The 17,971-nt window shown below is 66.2% G+C and carries 12 protein-coding genes and 1 pseudogene; 5 read left to right on the top strand and 8 right to left on the bottom strand.

Translation table 11 applies throughout. The features are described 5' to 3' along the window. Positions 1–325: 325 nt before the first annotated feature. The 8 genes and pseudogenes from BW11_RS05595 to BW11_RS05560 all read right to left on the bottom strand — a co-directional run bounded on the left by BW11_RS05595 (position 326) and on the right by BW11_RS05560 (position 10,330). Positions 326–589 (bottom strand): hypothetical protein, encoded by a 264-nt coding sequence (locus tag BW11_RS05595; RefSeq protein ID WP_140445308.1) that lies wholly within the window; start codon positions 587–589, stop codon positions 326–328. Between the two features lie 403 nt (positions 590–992). Continuing rightward, positions 993–3,059: pseudogene (gene pknB, locus BW11_RS05590) on the bottom strand (Stk1 family PASTA domain-containing Ser/Thr kinase); the annotation flags it as partial. After that, positions 3,052–4,101: a serine/threonine-protein kinase gene (locus BW11_RS05585; protein WP_258184615.1), complete on the bottom strand. Its 1,050-nt coding sequence runs from the start codon at positions 4,099–4,101 to the stop codon at positions 3,052–3,054. The pseudogene pknB and the gene BW11_RS05585, both read right to left, overlap by 8 nt. Next, positions 4,098–5,567, bottom strand: a complete 1,470-nt coding sequence (locus BW11_RS05580; RefSeq protein ID WP_140445307.1) for a penicillin-binding protein 2 — start codon at positions 5,565–5,567, stop codon at positions 4,098–4,100. Before BW11_RS05580 ends, BW11_RS05585 begins: the two co-directional genes overlap by 4 nt. Before the next feature lie 5 nt (positions 5,568–5,572). After that, positions 5,573–7,135: an FtsW/RodA/SpoVE family cell cycle protein gene (locus BW11_RS05575; RefSeq protein ID WP_140445306.1), complete on the bottom strand. Its 1,563-nt coding sequence runs from the start codon at positions 7,133–7,135 to the stop codon at positions 5,573–5,575. After that, the gene (locus BW11_RS05570; protein ID WP_140445305.1) at positions 7,132–8,997 is read right to left on the bottom strand and encodes a PP2C family serine/threonine-protein phosphatase; all 1,866 of its coding nucleotides are present in this window, start codon (positions 8,995–8,997) and stop codon (positions 7,132–7,134) included. The genes BW11_RS05575 and BW11_RS05570 overlap by 4 nt, the downstream gene beginning before the upstream one ends. Positions 8,998–9,004: 7 nt before the next feature. After that, entirely contained in the window at positions 9,005–9,589 is a 585-nt protein-coding gene (locus BW11_RS05565) for an FHA domain-containing protein (RefSeq protein WP_107044563.1), read from the bottom strand. Between the two features lie 39 nt (positions 9,590–9,628). Beyond that, on the bottom strand, positions 9,629–10,330 hold the full coding sequence (locus BW11_RS05560; RefSeq protein ID WP_043166634.1) for a DUF3662 and FHA domain-containing protein: 702 nt from the start codon (positions 10,328–10,330) through the stop codon (positions 9,629–9,631). A 312-nt stretch (positions 10,331–10,642) separates the two neighbouring features. On the opposite strand from BW11_RS05560, the gene BW11_RS05555 reads away from it, so the two are divergent. The 5 genes from BW11_RS05555 to BW11_RS05535 all read left to right on the top strand — a co-directional run bounded on the left by BW11_RS05555 (position 10,643) and on the right by BW11_RS05535 (position 17,964). Further along, positions 10,643–13,195: a prolyl oligopeptidase family serine peptidase gene (locus BW11_RS05555; protein WP_140445304.1), complete on the top strand. Its 2,553-nt coding sequence runs from the start codon at positions 10,643–10,645 to the stop codon at positions 13,193–13,195. A gap of 49 nt (positions 13,196–13,244) precedes the next feature. Further along, positions 13,245–14,309 carry an alpha/beta fold hydrolase gene (locus BW11_RS05550; protein WP_107044565.1) on the top strand — a complete coding sequence of 355 codons (1,065 nt, stop codon included), beginning with the start codon at positions 13,245–13,247 and terminating at the stop codon, positions 14,307–14,309. 120 nt (positions 14,310–14,429) lie between these two features. Next, complete coding sequence (locus BW11_RS11545; RefSeq protein WP_181162553.1) at positions 14,430–16,190, top strand: vWA domain-containing protein; 1,761 nt, start codon at positions 14,430–14,432, stop codon at positions 16,188–16,190. After that, the gene (locus tag BW11_RS05540; RefSeq protein ID WP_140445303.1) at positions 16,190–16,852 is read left to right on the top strand and encodes a hypothetical protein; all 663 of its coding nucleotides are present in this window, start codon (positions 16,190–16,192) and stop codon (positions 16,850–16,852) included. The genes BW11_RS11545 and BW11_RS05540 overlap by 1 nt, the downstream gene beginning before the upstream one ends. Before the next feature lie 2 nt (positions 16,853–16,854). Then, positions 16,855–17,964 carry a substrate-binding domain-containing protein gene (locus BW11_RS05535; protein ID WP_107044567.1) on the top strand — a complete coding sequence of 370 codons (1,110 nt, stop codon included), beginning with the start codon at positions 16,855–16,857 and terminating at the stop codon, positions 17,962–17,964. Positions 17,965–17,971 lie beyond the last annotated feature (7 nt).

Below are 17,971 nucleotides of genomic sequence, written 5' to 3'. Positions count from 1 at the left end.
TGGTCCTGTTCTCGACCGTAGGCTTGGCCGAGCGGCCTTGAGCGTGTCGAGAACAGGACCACCGCCCCTCCCACGTCCCCGCTGGAGGTTTTGGTTAAATCCCGTCTAGTGTCCTACGTTGTAAATTCATTGTTGAATTGACTGCCCCATTACGTTCGATCCCGTAGGATCCGACGTTGAGGGGGTGGGGAAGTGGCGAAAAACGTTCAATCCTGCAGGATCCGATACGGCGATCGGGGTGGATCGGGGTGAGATGCGTGATGAGTCTGCCACTCAACGCATGTCAATCGGTTGATGTTCATTGAGTGGCAGAAAACCGTGCCACTCAACGCGATTTCGGTGATTTTCCACGTTGAGTGGCAGACAAGACGGCGGCAGGGGCGGCCACTGCGATACTGGCAATTTCAAAATCGTTGGAAAATGGCCCTTTTGACAACACGTCAAAAAGATGGTGAGGCGGCAATGACGCATCGTCGTGCCACTCAACGCCAAAATCAGTGAAAAAAACGTTGAATGGCACCGCCGGAAGGCACAACCGGACGACGGCAAAGCTGAGGCGGCACGGCCGAGGTAGTTGGCTGAGCGGCATGGCCGAAGTGGCGCGGCAGAGCGGCACGGCCGGATGGCATGGCTGAAGTGGCGCGGCCAAGCGGCGCAATTGAGTCGGTCTGCGATGGCGCGGTCGAATGTGGCGCGGCCAAGTGTCTAGTATCCGCGCCGGAAATTGGTTGGTCTCATTTCCGGCTTTCCTTTGCCGGGACGTTGCCGTGAAGCAAACGGCAGAGCTGTTTGTAGGCAACGTCCTGACAAGGGGAGTCCTGACAAGGGGAGCCGAGAGGAACGAACAGTCAGCGCTTGGCGCTGGAGGTGGTGGTGCCGCTGCCGGATCCGCTGCCGGATCCGGACGACCCGGACCCGCCTGTACCGGATCCGCCGGTGCCGCCACCTTCCGTGGTGCCGCCGCCAGACCCGGATCCACCTGTGCCGGATCCGCCGGTGCCGCCACCTTCCGTGGTGCCGCCATTGCCTGATCCGCCGGTTCCCGAGCCGTTGCCGCCACTCGGCGTGGCAACGGTGGTCAGGGTGATCGTATCGCCCTTCTGCGCGGTGGAGCCACTGCTCGCGCTCTGCGTGATCACGCGATCGGTGGTGCCGGTGGAGCCGGTCTGGCTCACGGTCAGGCCGAGCGCCTCAAGCTGCGCCTTGGCGCTTTCGTAGGTTTCTCCGATGACGTTCGGCACGGTCACCGGCGTCGAGCCCTTGGACACGATGAGGCTCACGGACGTGCCCTGCGTCACGGACATGCCGGACGACGGGTTGACGGCGATCACATTGCCTTCGGCCACGGAATCGCTGTACTCCTCGGTGATCGTCACGCCGGTGAAGCCCGCGTTCTTCAGCGCCTCGACCGCGGCGTCCTTGGACTGGCCGACCAGTCCGTCGGGCACCTTGGCCATGCCGGAGGAGACGTAGAGCATCACGACGGTGCCCTTCGGCTCGGACTTGCCGGCCGCCGGATTGGTGCGCGTGACCTTGTCGCGTGCGATCGAGGCGCTGTCCTCGGTCTGCACGCTCGTACCGACCTTGAAACCGGCCGATTCGAGCTCGGCGCGGGCCTCGGACTGGGTCATGTCGGTCACGTCGGGGATCTTCGTGTTCTGCGGTCCGGTGGAGAACCAGACGCGCACGGTCGAACCGCGTGCGGCCTTGGCGCCGCCCTGCGGATCCTGCTTGGTGAACGTGCCTTCCGGCTCGGTCGAATCGTTGTCGTCGACGGCCTTGAACGTGAAGCCGGCCGCCTCGACCTTCGCCTTGGCCATGTCCTTGGTCATCGACGAGGTGATCGTCGGCACGGTGGCCATCTGCTCGGTGGCCGCCTCGTTGCCCGAGATCAGGAACCATGCGCCGAGGCCGATCAGCATCGCCACGGCCAGGGCGATGAGCGATCCGATGACGATGCGCTTGCGCTTGCGGGCCTTGAGGGCCGCCGCGCGCTGGGCCGCGCGGGTCTGCGCCATCGTGGAGCTCGCCGCCGGACGCACCTGCTCGAACTGTCCGGTGACCGGGTTGAACGCCTGCGTGGACGAACCGTTCGCATCCGGGTTGAGCGGCACGGTGGCCGCATCCTGCTCGGCCTGCTTGCGGGCCTTCATGTTCGCCAGGTCGGTGAGCGGGTTGAACGCGGCCGCGACCGGCACGCCGCCGTTCATGAACGTCAGGATGTCGTTCTTGAACTCGGCGGCCGTCGCGTAGCGGTTCTGACGATCCTTGGCCATCGCCTTGGCGCAGATCGAATCCCACATCTTCGGCAGTCCGGGCACGACCGCGGACGGCGGGGTCGCGACTTCGGAGACGTGCTGGTAGGCGATCGCCACGGCGGAGTCGCCGGTGAACGGCGGACGCCCGGTGAGCATTTCGTAGAGCACGCAGCCGGCCGAGTACAGGTCGGAGCGCATGTCGACGGTCTCGCCGCGCGCCTGCTCGGGGGAGAGGTACTGCGCGGTGCCGACGACGCCCTGCGACTGGGTCATCGTCGCGGCCGAGTCGTCGAGCGCGCGGGCGATGCCGAAGTCCATGACCTTGACCATGCCCTGGTCGGAGATCATGATGTTGCCGGGCTTGATGTCGCGGTGGATGATGCCCATCCGATGCGAGTATTCGAGCGCGTTGAGCACGCCGAGCATCACCTGTTCGGCGTCGCGCTGGGAGAGCGGGCCGTTGGCGCGGATGATGTCGCGCAGGGTCTGGCCTTTGACGTACTCCATCACGAGGTACGGCAGGCGTTCGGGCTGGCCGTTCTCGCCGGTGATGATCTCCTCGCCCGAATCGTAGATGTTGACGATGTTCGGGTTGTTCATCTGCGCGACGGAGTGCGCCTCGCGGCGGAATCGCGCGAGGAAGATCTCGTCGTTGGCAAGGTCGGAGCGCATGATCTTGATGGCGACGGTGCGTCCGAGACGCGTGTCCATCGCCACATGCACTTCGGCCATACCACCGCGGCCGATGAGCTGGCCGAGCTGGTAACGGCCGTCGGCGAGTGCAGAGGGCATGCTACTCATTGCTGCTCCTTCCAAACATGCGTCGGCTCGAATCGTTCTGTGTGTGCTGTTCGCCGGTGATCGGCGTTGCGTCCGGCACCGTGCCGCTGACGCCCGGCGTGGTGACCGTCACGCGTGCGTTGGCCAGCGGGATGTGCGGCATGCTGGTGATCCTGCGCGGCAATCGCCCGCCGCTGCGGGCCATGATGCGCGTGGAGTCGTTGAGCTCGGTCTGCTGGTCGAGGAGTCGACGTTCGATGCGGGCCAGCGTGCGGGAGACGACGAGCGCGTCCTTGGGGCGGTCAAGCGGATCCTTGGCGAGCATCGACATGATGAACTCGCGCAGCTGCACGTCGACGGTCGCCGGCAGCGGAGGCACGGGGTCGTTGACGTGCGCGGCGGCGATGTCGACCGGGGTGGCGCCGGTGAAGGGGCGATGCCCGCACAGGCCCTCGTACGCGACGACGCCGAGCGAGTAGATGTCCGACTGGGGCGTGGCCTGCTGGCCCTGCGCCTGCTCGGGGGAGATGTACTGGGCGGTGCCGACGACCATGCCGTCCTGCGTGATCTGCTCCTGATTGGTGGAGTAGGAGACGCCGAAGTCGGTGATCTTCACCTCGCCGGTGTCGGAGACCATGATGTTGGCGGGCTTGACGTCGCGATGGATCACCCCGTGGGAGTGGGCGACGAACAGGCCGCGCGCGGTCTGGATGAGGATCGGCAGCAGCGTGAGCGGGTCCATCGCCCCCTGCTCGTGGAACAGGTCGGCGAGCGACTTCGACGGCACGTACTCCATGATGAGGAAGCCGATGCCGTCGTGTTCGTAGTATTCGAACAGCGCCGCGATGTTCGGATGCGCGAGATTGGCGGAATTGTGCGCCTCCGCGCGCAGTCGGCGCAATTTGGCCTCCGCGTTCGAGAGGTCGGAGCGCAGCGCCTTGATGGCGACGGGGCGGTTGAGCTGGATGTCCCAGCCCTTCCAGACCTCGCCCATGCCGCCCTTGGCGATCCGCGAGTCGAGGCGGTAACGGCGATGGATGAGCTGTCCTTCGATCAGTTTCATTGCTTGAGCGCCTCCTGGATGACGGTTCGGAAGATGGGGCCGGCCGACTGATAACCATAGCCGGTGGTGTTGTGCACGACGACGGCGACCGCGATCTGCGGGTCGTCGGCCGGGGCGAAGCCCATCACCCAGCCGTCGTTCGTGGCGTTGGTGGCACCGATCTGCGCGGTGCCGGTCTTGGCGGCGACCTTCACGCCGCTCACGCCGATTGTCGGAGCGTCCTTGGTGACGACCGACTCCATCATCTGCGTGAGCTTGTTGGCGGTGTCGGCGCTGAACGGCTCGCTCATCTCGCTCGCCTTGGTCTCGCTGAACACGGACAGGTCGCTGGCGCGCACGCGGTCGACGATCGTGGGGCGCATGAGCTTGCCGTCGTTCGCGATCGCGGAGGCGACCAGCGCGTTCTGCATGACCGTTTCGGTGACGTCGCCCTGGCCGATCGAGGCCAGTGCGAGCTTGTCGGCGGTCATCGTCGTGGTCGGATAGTGCGAGGCGACGGCCTTCATCGGCGAGCCGGTCACGTCGGTGCCGTCGATGAGGATCGAGCTGCCGAAGCCGAGCTTCGAGGCCATGTCGGCGATCTTGTCCTGGCCCAAGGCCACGCCCAGCTGGGCGAACGCGGTGTTCGACGAGTAGGTGAGCGCGTCCTCAAGGGTCATCGCGCCGTTCGAGCCGTTGGCGGCCGCGCTCGAGTTGGTCAGCGCGGTCACGGTGCCGGGCAGGATGTAGCTCGCGCCGGCGGGGATCGACGTGGTGGTGTCGTATTTGCCGGTTTCGAGCGCTGTGGCCGCGACGATCGTCTTGAACGTCGATCCCGGCGGGAACAGCTGGCTCGTCGCGTTGTTGAGCATCGGGTTGGCCGGGTCGCTCGTCAGGTTCTTGTAGTTCTCGGTGATCGTCTTGCCGTTGTGCGAGGCGAGCAGGTTCGGATCGTATGACGGCGTCGACACCATCGCGAGGATGCGTCCGGTCTTCGGCTCCATCGCGATGACGGCGCCGGTCTGGCCCTGCAGCGCGTTGTACGCGGCCTGCTGGAGCTTCGTGTCGATCGACGTCTCGATGTTGGCGCCCTTGTTCTCGCTGCCGGTCAGCGTCGATTTGATGCGCTGCCAGAACATCGTGTCCGACTGTCCGGAGAGCAGCAGGTTGCGCGACGCCTCGATGCCGCGGTCCGCGCGCTGGCTGATCGAGAAGAAGCCGGTGACGGGCGCGTACAGGGCGCCGTTCGTGTAGCCGCGCTGGTATTTGAACGCGTCGTTCGTGGCGGTCGACTGCGCGAGCACCGTGCCGTCGGCGGCGAGGATCGCGCCGCGCGGCGCGCCGAACTCGTGGTAGAGCGATCGCGAGTTGCGCGAGTCCGCGTTGAGCGAGGTGGAGCGGATCGCGGTGATGATCGTCGTGGACAGGCCGAGGACGGTGAACAGGACGACGACCGCGGTGAACAGCTGGCGCAGCATCTTGTTCATGAAGTTCATCGTGCGCCTCCCGTCAGAATGCGGCCGCCCGGGGTGCCTAGGGTGCCCGGGGTGCCGGTGGTGCCGGGGTCGCCCTGCCGGATCGCCTCGGTCTCCATCGCGTCGGAGGTGGCGGGCAGCGGCTCGGCCCCGGCCTCCGCGGCTTCGACCGCCTTCGCGGCGGCCTTCTCCTGCTTGGCGACCTCCGCCTCGCGCTCCTTCAACTCGTGATCGCGCAGCACGGCCAGCGCCTCGTACTGGAACGTGTCGGTGGACACCTCCGGCGCCGGCTTGTTGGCCGCGTTCGAGACGATGATGAGCAGCGTGGAGAGCAGGTAGTTTGCGATCAGCGACGAACCGCCGGCCGCCATGTACGGCATCGTCAGGCCCGTCAGCGGGATCACCAGCGTGATGCCGCCGACCACGGTGAAGATCTGGAACGCCATCGTGAACACGAGCCCGGAGGCGAGCAGCTTGCCGAAGCCGTCCTTGACCTTCATCGCGGTGACGAATCCGGAGGCGATGATGATCATGTACAGCATGAGCACGGCCATGCAGCCGACGAGTCCGAGCTCCTCGCCGATGGACGCATAGATGAAATCGGAGTTGCCGAACGGCGTGAGGTTCGGCATGCCCTGTCCGAGGCCGGTGCCGAGCAGACCGCCCGCGGCAAGGCCGAACAGGCCGTTGACGATCTGGTAGGAGCCGCCCACGCGGTTGTAGAGCTGCGGGTCGAACGGATGCAGCCACACCTCGACGCGCGCGCCGACGTGTCCGAAGATGCTGGCCGCCGCGACAGCGCCGACCGCGAATCCGATGAAGCCGATCACCAGCCAGCTCAGGCGGCCGGTGGACACGTAGAGCATGCCGACGAACATCGCGAAGAACATGAGCGAGGTGCCGAGGTCGTGCTGGAGCACGAGCACGCCCATCGAGGCGAACCACACGATGATGATCGGGCCAAGATCCTTGATACGCGGCAATTGCAGACCGAGCACCTTCTTGCCGCCGACGGCCAGCTGGTCGCGGTGGTCGAACAGGTATGCGGCGAAGAAGAACGCGAGGAACAGCTTGGCGAACTCGCCCGGCTGGATCTGGCCGATGCCGGGCAGCTTGATCCAGATGCGCGCGCCGTTGATCTCCTGGCCGAACACCGGCAGCATCGGGGAGAGCAGCAGCACCAGACCGACGACCATGCTCACGTAGGAGAATCGCCGCAGCAGACGGTAGTCGCGCAGGAACACGACGAGCAGCGAGCACAGGACGATCGCGATGCACACGAACTCCAGCTGGCGCTGGGCCACGGCCGTGCCCTTCTCATGGTCGATGCGCGCGATCATCACCGCGCCGATGCCGGTGAGCATCACCACGCACGGCTGGAGCACCTGGCTCGCGTACGGCTGGAAGTGGTTGACCAGCGCCCAGAAGATCAGCGACAGCACGCCGCAGATCGTCAGCAGCGTCAGGAAGCTGGAGGGGAAGGACCCTTCGGTCCGATAGAACATCTGATAGAACGCCATACCGCACAGCAGGAACGAGGCGAGCAGCAGTGCGATCTGGCGTAGGCGTAGGGCGATCATTGCTGAGCCCCGCCTTCCTGCGTCTGGGTCTGCGTCTGCGGTGTGGTGGTCGAGTCTGTCGAGTCTGTCGACGCGCCGGACGTGTTGTCCGATGCCGTGCCGTTCCCGGCGTTCGCGTCGTCCGTCGAGGTGCCGTCCGCCGCATCGGCCGCGGCCGCATCCTTCTTCGCCTGCGCCTTCTGCAGCGCGGCGAGCTCGTCGCGGATCAGCTCGACGTGTGATTCCGCCTCCGCGTAGTTGTCGCGCACGATGCCCTGCTCCAGCTCCTTGTGCCAGCTCGTCGGCAGCGCGCTCACCTTGATCGCGGTGCGCTTGACCTCGTGCGAAAGCGTGAGATTCGCGATGCTGGTGGGCACGCCCTGATAGATCGCGACATACCCGTCGGCCGTGCCGACGTAGTACTTCGACTGGCTGTAGCGGTACACGCCGAACAGCGTTCCGGCGATCGCGGCCAGCACGAACACGATGATCGCGATGATCGCCACACGCTTGCGACGCCGCCGCGCGCGATTCGTCTTATGCAGCTTGACCTGTTCGGCGCGGATGGCCTGCGCCACCTCCGGATCGTTCGGATCGGTGCTGATGCGCCCGTTGCTCTTCGTGACCACCGGGATCTCGCCGGTGTCCGGGTTCTTCGGGCGATCGCCGTTCTCCTCGCGCACCAGCGACGGCTGGACGACGCGCCGGGACTCGTCCTTGCTCTGGCCGCCCTGATCTCCCCGACCTGATTCATTGCCGGAAGTACCGGAGGTGCCGGAGGTCGAAGCGGAATCCCCGTCATTGCGCGGATCGTGTGCATCCCGGGCGTCATGCTGCGGCTTCTCGGCCACGGCCAGCGCGGCCGCACGCTGGGCGGGGGAGTCGTCGTCACGCAGCGCCGGAGCGGTGGCGATCGGCTCGTTGACGATGTCGGCGATCGGCTCGAGGCTCGCGCTCGCCGCGCCGCCCACCAGCGGCGTCTGATGCGGCAGGTCGAAGGCGTGCGCGTCCAGCGTCATCGTGGCGTCGCCGATCACGGCGGTCACGTTGTCGGTGCTGCCGGCGCGCAGGGCCATGCTCACGAGCTGCTGCGCGCAATCGCCCGGATTGGAGACCTCGGTCATCGTCTCGGCGATCGTGGAATCCTCCAGCACGCCGCACAGGCCGTCGGAGCACAGCAGCCAGCGATCGGCCGCATGCGCCTTGAACATGGCGATGTCCGGATGGGGGTCGATGTCGAAATCGCCCAGCACACGCATCACGACGTTGCGCTGCGGATGGTTCTTGGCCTCCGCTTCGGTGATGCGCCCGGTGTTGATGAGATGCTGCACGTAGCTGTGGTCCTGCGTCGCGCGGCTCAGCACGCCGTCGCGTAGCAGGTAGGCGCGCGAATCGCCGATGTGCGCGAGCACCCAGTATCCGGCGACGAGCGCCACGGCCGTCACGGTCGTGCCCATGCCGGAGAGCTTGCGCTCGCGACGGGCCTTGCCGACGATCGCGTCGTGCGCGGCCATCACGGAGGTCTCCATCATCGAGGCGATCTCGGCGACGTCGTCGGTCACGTCGTCGCGCTCGATATGCGCGAGCGAGCGGATCGCGATCGTCGAGGCGGTGTCGCCGCCCGCATGACCGCCCATGCCGTCGCAGATCGCGATGAGATGCGCGCCGGCGAACGACGAATCCTGATTGTTCGCACGCACCGTGCCTACGTCGGATACGGTGGTGGAGCACAGGAACAGCTGCTGCGGGTCGCTGGCGGCGGCGGATCGCTGCGTCAACGGAAGGGTCTCGGTGGCATCCTGCGCGTCCTGCGCGATGTGCCGGGGCAGCGATTGGGTCTGTTCGTTCCGTTCGTTGTGTGACTGGTCGGAGGAGGCGGACATACGGCTATCACCTCAACTCGAATGTCGTGGCGCCGATGCGTACGGGTACGCGGGCGGGAAGTACGGTGGGCACGGCCAGACGCTGGCCGTTGACGACGGTGCCGTTCGTCGAATTGAGATCCTCGATGGCCCACTGGCCGGAACGGGGATCGGGGTACAGGCGGGCGTGATGCGACGAGGCGAACTCGTCGTCGAGCACCACGGTGTTCGACGCGGCGCGGCCGATCGTGATCGCATCGCCGGTCAGCGGCACGGAGGAGCCGGCCAGCGGCCCGTCGATGATCACCAGCAGCGACGGGGATGACACGCCGCCGGAAGACGTCGAACCCGACATGCCGGACGAGGCGGAACGGGCCGGCGTGGCGCGCATCGCATCGGACGACGGCGCGACGACGGGCGTGCCGGAGGCGACGGCCACGGCAGGAGCGTTGGCTCTACGGGAGGCGTGACGCTCCTTGCGACGGCGCGAGCGCGACGGGCGCGGGCTGAAGGACGAGATGTCCTGATGCAAGGAACGCACGGCGAGCCATACGAATACCCAGAGCAGGACGAGGAATCCATACTTGAGCAGTGCGAATGTCAGTTCGGTCATGCGATTCGACCTTTACCGTAACGGTAACGCCGTGCGGCGCTACTCCTGATCCTGGGAGGACGCCCAATACAGGATGCGGGTGCGGCCGATGGTGATGGTGTTGCCGTCCAGAAGCGTGGCGGCGGGCACCTGATGACCCTCCACGTACGTGCCGTTCGTGGAGCCCAGATCGCGGGCGATCACGCCGTTGGGGGTGATGTCGATCTCGAGATGCTTGCGGGAGATGCCCGGATCGTCGATGACGATGTCGCAGCCGGAGCCGCGGCCGATGATCGTCTTCTCCTTGGTGAGCAGGTACTGGCTGCCGTTGATCTCCAGCAGCGGGCTGTCCTGATTCTGATCGTCGGTGGTGACCGGAACCGCGTTGCCCTGCACCGAGGCGGAGGTGAGCTTGAAGCTGCCCTTGGTGAGCTCCAGATCCTCCTCGAAGATCACGACCACCGGGCCCACGAACGCATAGTGCTGGCTGCGCGCGTAGTTCGTGAGGTTGTCGGCCAACTCGTCGGCGAGCGTCTCGCTGCCCCACTGTTCAATGCGGTCGAAATCGGGGGTGCTCAGCTTGAAGCGGTACTCGTTCGGGGCGACCGTGCGGTCGCGGCCCACCGGCATGGCCTCGTTGTCGATCTCGCGCTCCAGGGCGCTGGACAGGTCGACTGGCTGCAGATCCTTGGAGCCGAACTTCGAGAACACTCCGTTCACTGCGCCTTCGACGCTTTTCTCAAAACGGTCGAGAACGCTCATAGTCATCCCTTTCTATATCCCTGACCAGTGTACGCATGGGTCGGAACGCGTCATATATTCGAGTCCAATACTTGCAAAAGCCACAAATCACCCTCGAGTGCCCTCGAAACCGCCTCCGAAGCGCCACCCGTTCACCCCAGATGGCCTTCTCTGCCCGCAATCGCGTCGCATTTTAGGGATGAAGCGCCACTGCGCGCCACCGTCCGCCCCCGCCCGGGTTGGTCTCCGGCAAATTGTCGCACTGACCGATTCTCAGCGCGACAATCTCACGGAAATCGCCCCGGGTTGACTCCCGCGTGTAGCGTGGGGCGTATGGACGAAAACACTGCGATTGACGCAATCGAGAAGTTCCCCCGCGCGAAGGCGCGCACGCTGCGATTCACCAGTGGCGCCCCGCGCTCCGCACAGGCTCTGGGCGACGGCTCCATGGCTCTGTTCCTGCGCTCCGACGGCCCCGAGGACCTCGCCACCTCCCTGTGGCTGAGCTGGTTCGACGCCAACGGCGACCACTATGAGACCAAGCTTGCCGATCCGCGCGAGCTGCTCGGCGACAAGGCCGACGATGAGGACGTGCCCGCCGAGGAGAAGGCCCGCCGCGAGCGCGCCCGCGAGGGCGGCACCGGCATCGTCGGCTATTCGGTCGATGCGGACGGCGATCGCGTCGTCTTCACGATCAACGGACGACTGTTCCTCACCGAGATCGGCGACCCCGAGGACTGCGACAACGACGGCGATCTCGAGGTGCGCACGCGCGAACTGGCCGGCGCATGGCTCGACGAGGACCCGGACCTCTACACCCCGGTCCTCAACCCGCGCATCAGCCCGGACGGCTGGCACGTGCTGTACACCACCGGCGAACACCTGATGCTCGTCGACATCGGCGACTGGCCGGGCGATGAGGACGACGACGATGACGATGATGACGCCGACGTCGACATCGAGCCGTTCGACGACCGCATCACCGCGATCTACGGCGTGTCCGTCGAGGACGAGGACGGCGAGCCGGCCGAGAACACGTGGAGGATCGGCCTGGCGGAGTTCGTCGCCGGCGAGGAGATGGACCGCTATGACGGCTTCTGGTGGGCGCCCGATTCGCGCCACGTGCTCTTCGAATCCTTCGACACCGCCGACGAGCCGATCTGGCACATCGCCGATCCGGCCGACCCGGAGCGGCCGGCCGCGCCCCGCCGCTACCCGCGTGCGCTGACCCGCAACGCCGACGTGTATCTGACCGTTCTCGCCCTCGACTTCGACGAGGACGAGCGCTACGCCGGCATCACCGGCAACGCGGACGTCGACTGGGATCGCGACACGTACGAATACGTCGCGGCCGTGAGCTGGACGAAGGGCCACGATCCGCTCGTGCTCGTGCAGAACCGCCGTCAGACCCGCGACCAGGTGCTTGAGGTCGCGGTGAACGAGGACGATCCGCTCGGCTCGACCCGCGTGCTCGAGGAGCACGCCAACGACCAGTGGATCGACCTCGTCTCCGGCACGCCGGCCCTGACTCCCGACGGCCGTCTCGTCTCGGCCCTCAACGACATGGAGGCGGACACGAATCGCCTGACCGTCGACGGCCGAGCGTTCACCCCCGCCGGCTGGCAGGTGCGTCACGTGCTCGACGTGACCGACGACGACGTGCTCGCCGTCGTCCAGCGCACGCCCGAACTCGCGCCCGACGTGCCGGTTGAATGGCGACTTGCGTCCGACGCCTCGGCGGCCGGCGAGACGGCTTCCGGCCTTTCGGGCAGCGCCGCGCACATCGGCGACCACGACGCGCGCAGCTTCGACGTGGTGAGCTTCGGCTACGACGGGTCGATCACCCCGCTGACCGTGACGCCCGGCCTGTGGACCGCCAGCCGCGCCGGCGACGGATACGTGCTCACCGGACGCGACATGACCTCGCCCGACGTACGCATGTCCCACTGCCTGACGGTCGTCGACGGCATCGACACGGACGATGCGGACGATGCGGACGACAACACGGACGACGCGGACTCCGCGCTCACCATCCTCACCGCGCCGATCGCCAGCCATGCCGCACGCCCCGGATTCACGCCGAACGTGACGTTCACGCGCCTCGGCGAACATGGCCTGTACACCGCGATCATCGCGCCGAGCCCCTCCAGCCCCTACTACGGCTTCGGCCAGCTGCCCGTGCTCATGAAGCCCTACGGCGGCCCCGGATTCCAGCAGGTCATCGCCGCACAGTCCTACTACTGGGAGGCCCAGTGGTGGGCCGACCAGGGCTTCCTCGTCGTCACCGCCGACGGCCGCGGCACCACCGGCCGCGGACCGAAGTGGGATCGCGAGATCTTCGAGAACATGAAGGACGTGACGCTCGTCGACCAGATCGAAGCCGTCAACGCCCTGCCCGAAGCCATCGCGACGATCAACGACATGCGCACGGACGAGACGGACGCCGACCGCGTCATCCCCGCGCCCGACCTCGACAGGGTCGTCATGATCGGCTGGTCCTACGGCGGATTCCTCTCCGCGCTCGCCGTCCTCGACGCGCCCGACGTGTTCCGCGCCGCCTGCGCCGGCGCCCCGCCCACCGACTGGACGCTCTACGACACGCACTACACCGAGCGCTACCTGGGGCTCGACCCCGAGGTCTACCGGCGCAACGGCATCGTCCAGGACGCGCCCAAGCTCGTCCGCCCGCTCATGCTCATCCACGGGTTCGCCGACGACAACGTGACCATCGCCCACAGCCTGCGCCTCTCCCAGGCGCTCATGGCCGCCGGACGTGCGCACACGTTCCTGCCGCTCACCGGCATCACCCACATGACCAACGACGAGACGGTCGCCGAGAACCTGCTCATCCTCCAGCGCGACTTCCTCAGGAATGCGCTGGCCTGAGCGGCTCGGCGGCCGGCTCGGGCGGTGAAGAGCGGTTAAGATGGGCTGTATGCAGCTCAATCTGATCGACGAGAGCGCCTACGCGCAGACGATGACGAAACTGGTGCGTCCGGCGCTCGCCGGCTGCCGCGACGAAGGCTGGTTCAACCCGGCGCAGGCCGAACGCGAGGCCGGGCTCACGCCTCGCGGCGGCGGCCTGCACTACCTGTGCTACGACGCCACCAAGTTCGACTACGAGCGTGAGGACGGCGCCACGGCCGTGTTCCGCGGCGCCATCGTCATCAGCCACGGCTTCACCGAGTTCGCCGAGAAGTACGACGAACTCGTCTGGTACTTCCTCAAATCCGGCTACTCCGTGTGCGTGATGGATCATCGCGGACACGGCAAGTCGGCGCGCGACGTCGACAATCCGTCGCTCGTGTGGATCGACGACTGGCATCGCTATGTGGTCGATCTGGCCGGATTCGCGCGCACGATCGGCCAGCAGTACGCGGCCGGCGAGCCGATCAACCTGTTCTGCCATTCGATGGGCGGCGGCATCGGCGCGGCCACACTCGAACAGTATCCGAGCCTGTTCGACCGCGCCGTGCTCTCCTGCCCGATGATCGCGCCGCAGACCGGCATGCCGATGTGGCTCACGCGCGCGCTCGTTGACGTGCTGTGCGCGTGCGGCATGGGCCGTCATCGCGTCTTCGGCCAGAAGGACTTCGACGGCGTGCTCGATCTGGGCCCCTACCAGCTCTCGAGCGAGCCGCGCGAACGCTGGTACCATCAGCTGCGCTGCAACACCCGCGAGTACCAGACCTACTGCGCGTCGTTCGAATGGGTGCATCAGGCGATGCGCATGAACCGCGCGATCCTTAAGTCCAGCGCGTGCGCCGAGATCGAGACGCCGATCCTGCTGTTCCAGGCGGGGCATGACATCTGGGTGCGCAACAAGCCGCAGAACGTGTTCGTCAACCGCGTGATCGACGGCGGCGGTCAGGCGCGGCTCGTGCACATCGCCGACTCCGAGCACGAGATCTTCTCGATGCCGAACGCGGTGTTCGGACCGTATCTGGAGCAGGTGCTGGCGTTCTTCAGCGCGCCGATGATCGTGGCCTCGGAGGAGTAACGCCGGAAAACGGCGGAAACTACGCATTCTACGTAGTCGGGTGTTGCTTTTCATCCAGAGTTCACTTTGACGTCATGTGGCGGTCTTGAGGGCGTAAGTCCGCGGTTCGAGAATGGAAGTATGGGTATAGAAGCCGTATTTCGCCGTCGAATCGCCGCCTGCGCCGCGCTTGTCGCCGCCACCGCGATGCTGCTGGGCGGGTGCGCCCAGACCAGTGACAACGGTAAGACCAACGCCGGCACATCGAACGGATCGAACGATTCCTCCAACTCCTACAACGGGCCGACCGGCACATCGACCACCAGCAAGGACGGTAACGAGCAGCAGTTCACGCCCGGCTCCGGCAAGCCCGATCAGACCATCACCATCGCGTCCGGCTCCGAGAACAAGGAGGTCGCCGACGCGGTCCAGCGCGCGGTCGACGAGTCGAACGTCGCCGTGACCATGAAATACATGGGCTCGCTCGACATCATGAAGGTCCTCTCCTCCGGCGCCGAAGGGTATGACGCCGTGTGGCCGGCCTCCTCGATGTGGATCTCGATGGGAGACACCAAGCACCTCGTCAAGGACCAGCAGAGCACGTCCACCACGCCGATCGTGTTCGGCATCGCCAAGTCGAAGGCCGTCAAACTCGGCTGGGCCGACTCCAGCGGCAAGACGAAGACCGTCTCCACCGCCGACATCCTCGCCAAGGTGACGTCCGGAGACCTGAAGTTCTCGATGACCTCGGCCACGCAGTCGAACTCCGGCGCCTCCGCGTTCCTTGCGTTCATGACCGCCCTGCGTGGCGGATCCGGACCGCTGACCGACGCCGACCTCAACAACTCCGCGCTCAAGGCCTCGGTCGCGCAGCTCCTGCGCGGCGTCGACCGCTCGTCCGGCTCATCCGACTGGCTCAAGGACATGGTCGTCGCAAACCCCGATCGCTTCGACTCGATGGTCAACTACGAGTCGCTCGTCATTCAGGCCGACAAGACGCTCACGAAGAACGGCAAGGATCCGCTGCTCGCGATCTACCCGTCCGACGGCATCGCCGTGTCCGACTCGCCGCTCGGCTATGTCGACCGCTCGCAGAGCTCCGACATCAAACAGGCGTACCAGAAGTTCGCCAAGGCGCTGACGACGAAAAACGCGAAGCTCGAATTCGAACGCGCCGGCCGCCGCACCGGTCTTGGCGGCACGCTGACCTACGCGTCCGACAAGCAGGTCAAGGACGCGTTCCGCGCCGAATGGGGCCTCAACACCGACGCGAGCGTCTTGAAGACCATCGCCCTGCCGGCCGCGGCCACCATCACCAAGGCGCTTGACGTCTACCAGACCGCGCTGAGGAAGCCCAGCTGGACCGTGTGGGTGGTCGACTACTCCGGCTCGATGCGCGGCGAGGGCAAGACCGGCGTCGTGAACGGCCTCAACGCGGCCCTCGACCCGGCCAAGGCCGCTCAGGCGCACATCCAGCCCGGCGACGGCGACGTGAACATCCTCATCCCGTTCGAAAGCGTCCCGCACACGTCGGTGCGCGCCGACGGCGCCAACACCGGCGACCTGCTGCGCATCGCCGACGCGACCCCGGCCTCCGGAGGCACCGACATCTACCGCGGCCTCGAGGCCGCGTACCAGCAGCTGCCCGACGCCTCCCAGGCCGGCAACTACACCACCGCGATCGTGCTCATGACCGACGGCCAGTCCGAAACCGACCAGCAGCAGGCCGCGTTCGACCAGTACAAGGGCCTCGGCCGTGACATTCCGATCTTCTCGATCATGTTCGCCCAAGCCGACCCGACTCAGCTCAACCAGATCGCGCAGCTGTCCAACGCGAAGGTGTTCGACGGTCGCTCCGGCGACCTCGCCGACGTGTTCCGTACCGTCAAGGGATTCAACTGATGCTCCAAGTGATCTGCGGCTTCATCGCCGGCCTTGTCTTCGCCGGAGTCGGCTTCTGGCTGACCGGAGGAGGCCTGCTCGGACTCGGCGTTTCGGTCGCGCTCGCCGCGCTCGGCTACATCGCCGGATCGACGCTGACCGAGCCGGAACGCCGCATTGGACACATGCTCGTCTCCGCGCTGCCCAACGGGCAGAAGGCCGCCGACGCGATCGACGCCGCCAACGTGCGCCTCAACGCGATCGGCATGCTCGCCGGGCAGGTGCGCGACCCGATGGTCAAGAAGGAGGCGGGCGATTTCATCGCCGCGACGCGCTCCCTGACCGACTACGTGGCGCGCGATACCTCCGCCTATCCGACGCTGCGGCACTACATCAACGTATACGGCGAGCAGACCGAGAAGTTGCTGCGCTCGTACGTGGACGTCGAATCGTCCGGCGCGCGCGACCAGATGGCCAAGGCGCGCGGCGAGACCATCGAGGCGTTGCAGGTCCTCGAACGGACCGCCGCCGGCGAGCTGAGCCGGGCCGTCAGTTCCAAGACCCTCGGCATCGCCGCCGACTCCGACGCGATCCAGCGCCTCGCCCAGATGGACGGCTACGACGTGGAGGCCGGGGATCCGGCCAAGTCACCTGAGGAACCCGACGAACAGAGGAAGCACTAACCATGTCCAAATCGAAGATCATCGGACTCATCGCGCTACTCGCGGTCGTCGCGATCCTCGGCGGCGCGCTCGTCTGGCGTCAGATCGGCCCGAAGCCGGCCGCCCCGCCCGAGCCCGTCAAAACCGAAAGCGTGACCGGCTACCTCGGCGGCGAGAAGATCGGTCTGTTCGACGATCCCGACTTCCTCAAGGCCGCCGCCGCGCAGGGCCTCGACGTCGACTACCGCAAGGCCGGAAGCCTTGCGATGATGGACTCCGACTCCAAGGGCATGGACTACCTGTTCCCGTCCTCGCGCGCCGCAGTCGAATACGGCAAGGCGAAGGGCGTCAAGGCCACGCAGAGCGACATCGTGTTCAACTCGCCGATCGTCCTGTACACGCACAAGGCCGTGGCCGACGGGCTTGTCGCCGGCGGACTCATGACGAAGAACGCCGACGGCGTCTATTCGATGGACATGGCCAAGGCCGTCGACGCGATGGTCGCCAACAAGACGTGGGCCGACGTCGGCTACAAGGCCGGCTACGGCCAGTTCCGCATCGACTCGACCGACCCGGTCCAGTCGAACTCCGGCAATGAATACGCGGCCCTCGTCGCCACCGTCCTCAACGGCGGCCAGCCCGCCACCACCCAGTCGGTGGCCCGCGACGGCGAGAAGATCAAGGCGATCTTCGCGAAATCGGGCTGGATGGAGACCTCCTCCGAGGATTCGTTCAACCAGTTCCTGACGCTCGGCGTCGGATCGAAGCCGATGATGGTCGGCTACGAATCGCAGATCCTCGACCTCGCCGCCAACCAGCCGGACGCGTTCAAGCAGATCAAGGACGACGTCGTCATCGTCTACCCGACGCCGACCGTATGGAGCACGCACACGCTCATGGCGCTCGACGCCAAGGGGGAGAAGCTGCTGAAGGTGCTCACATCGCCCGAAATCCAGAAGCTCGCGTGGACCCAGCACGGCTTCCGCGCCGCCAACTTCTCCGGCACCGACTCGATCAAACGGTTCAAGGTCAACGGCACGCTCGATCAGGTGCCCGCCGTCTCCGAACTGCCCGGCAACGATGCGATGCAGGCGCTGATCACCACGCTGCAGGGCGTGCAGCCCACCAACTGAGGTCACC

It is taken from the genome of Bifidobacterium sp. UTCIF-38, assembly GCF_006454495.1.
In the GTDB taxonomy this organism is placed as follows: domain Bacteria; phylum Actinomycetota; class Actinomycetes; order Actinomycetales; family Bifidobacteriaceae; genus Bifidobacterium; species Bifidobacterium callitrichos.
The sequence above is the reverse complement of the archived record's forward strand: the minus strand, read 5'-3'. Positions and strand labels throughout refer to the sequence as shown.

Bases quoted from the DNA above. Each gene is read 5' to 3' on its own strand.
- BW11_RS05595 (WP_140445308.1), bottom strand. From the start codon at position 589: ATGCCGCTCAGCCAACTACCTCGGCCGTGCCGCCTCAGCTTTGCCGTC.
- BW11_RS05585 (WP_258184615.1), bottom strand. From the start codon at position 4,101: ATGAAACTGATCGAAGGACAGCTCATCCATCGCCGTTACCGCCTCGAC.
- BW11_RS05580 (WP_140445307.1), bottom strand. From the start codon at position 5,567: ATGAACAAGATGCTGCGCCAGCTGTTCACCGCGGTCGTCGTCCTGTTC.
- BW11_RS05575 (WP_140445306.1), bottom strand. From the start codon at position 7,135: ATGATCGCCCTACGCCTACGCCAGATCGCACTGCTGCTCGCCTCGTTC.
- BW11_RS05570 (WP_140445305.1), bottom strand. From the start codon at position 8,997: ATGTCCGCCTCCTCCGACCAGTCACACAACGAACGGAACGAACAGACC.
- BW11_RS05565 (WP_107044563.1), bottom strand. From the start codon at position 9,589: ATGACCGAACTGACATTCGCACTGCTCAAGTATGGATTCCTCGTCCTG.
- BW11_RS05560 (WP_043166634.1), bottom strand. From the start codon at position 10,330: ATGAGCGTTCTCGACCGTTTTGAGAAAAGCGTCGAAGGCGCAGTGAAC.
- BW11_RS05555 (WP_140445304.1), top strand. From the start codon at position 10,643: ATGGACGAAAACACTGCGATTGACGCAATCGAGAAGTTCCCCCGCGCG.
- BW11_RS05550 (WP_107044565.1), top strand. From the start codon at position 13,245: ATGCAGCTCAATCTGATCGACGAGAGCGCCTACGCGCAGACGATGACG.
- BW11_RS11545 (WP_181162553.1), top strand. From the start codon at position 14,430: ATGGGTATAGAAGCCGTATTTCGCCGTCGAATCGCCGCCTGCGCCGCG.
- BW11_RS05540 (WP_140445303.1), top strand. From the start codon at position 16,190: ATGCTCCAAGTGATCTGCGGCTTCATCGCCGGCCTTGTCTTCGCCGGA.
- BW11_RS05535 (WP_107044567.1), top strand. From the start codon at position 16,855: ATGTCCAAATCGAAGATCATCGGACTCATCGCGCTACTCGCGGTCGTC.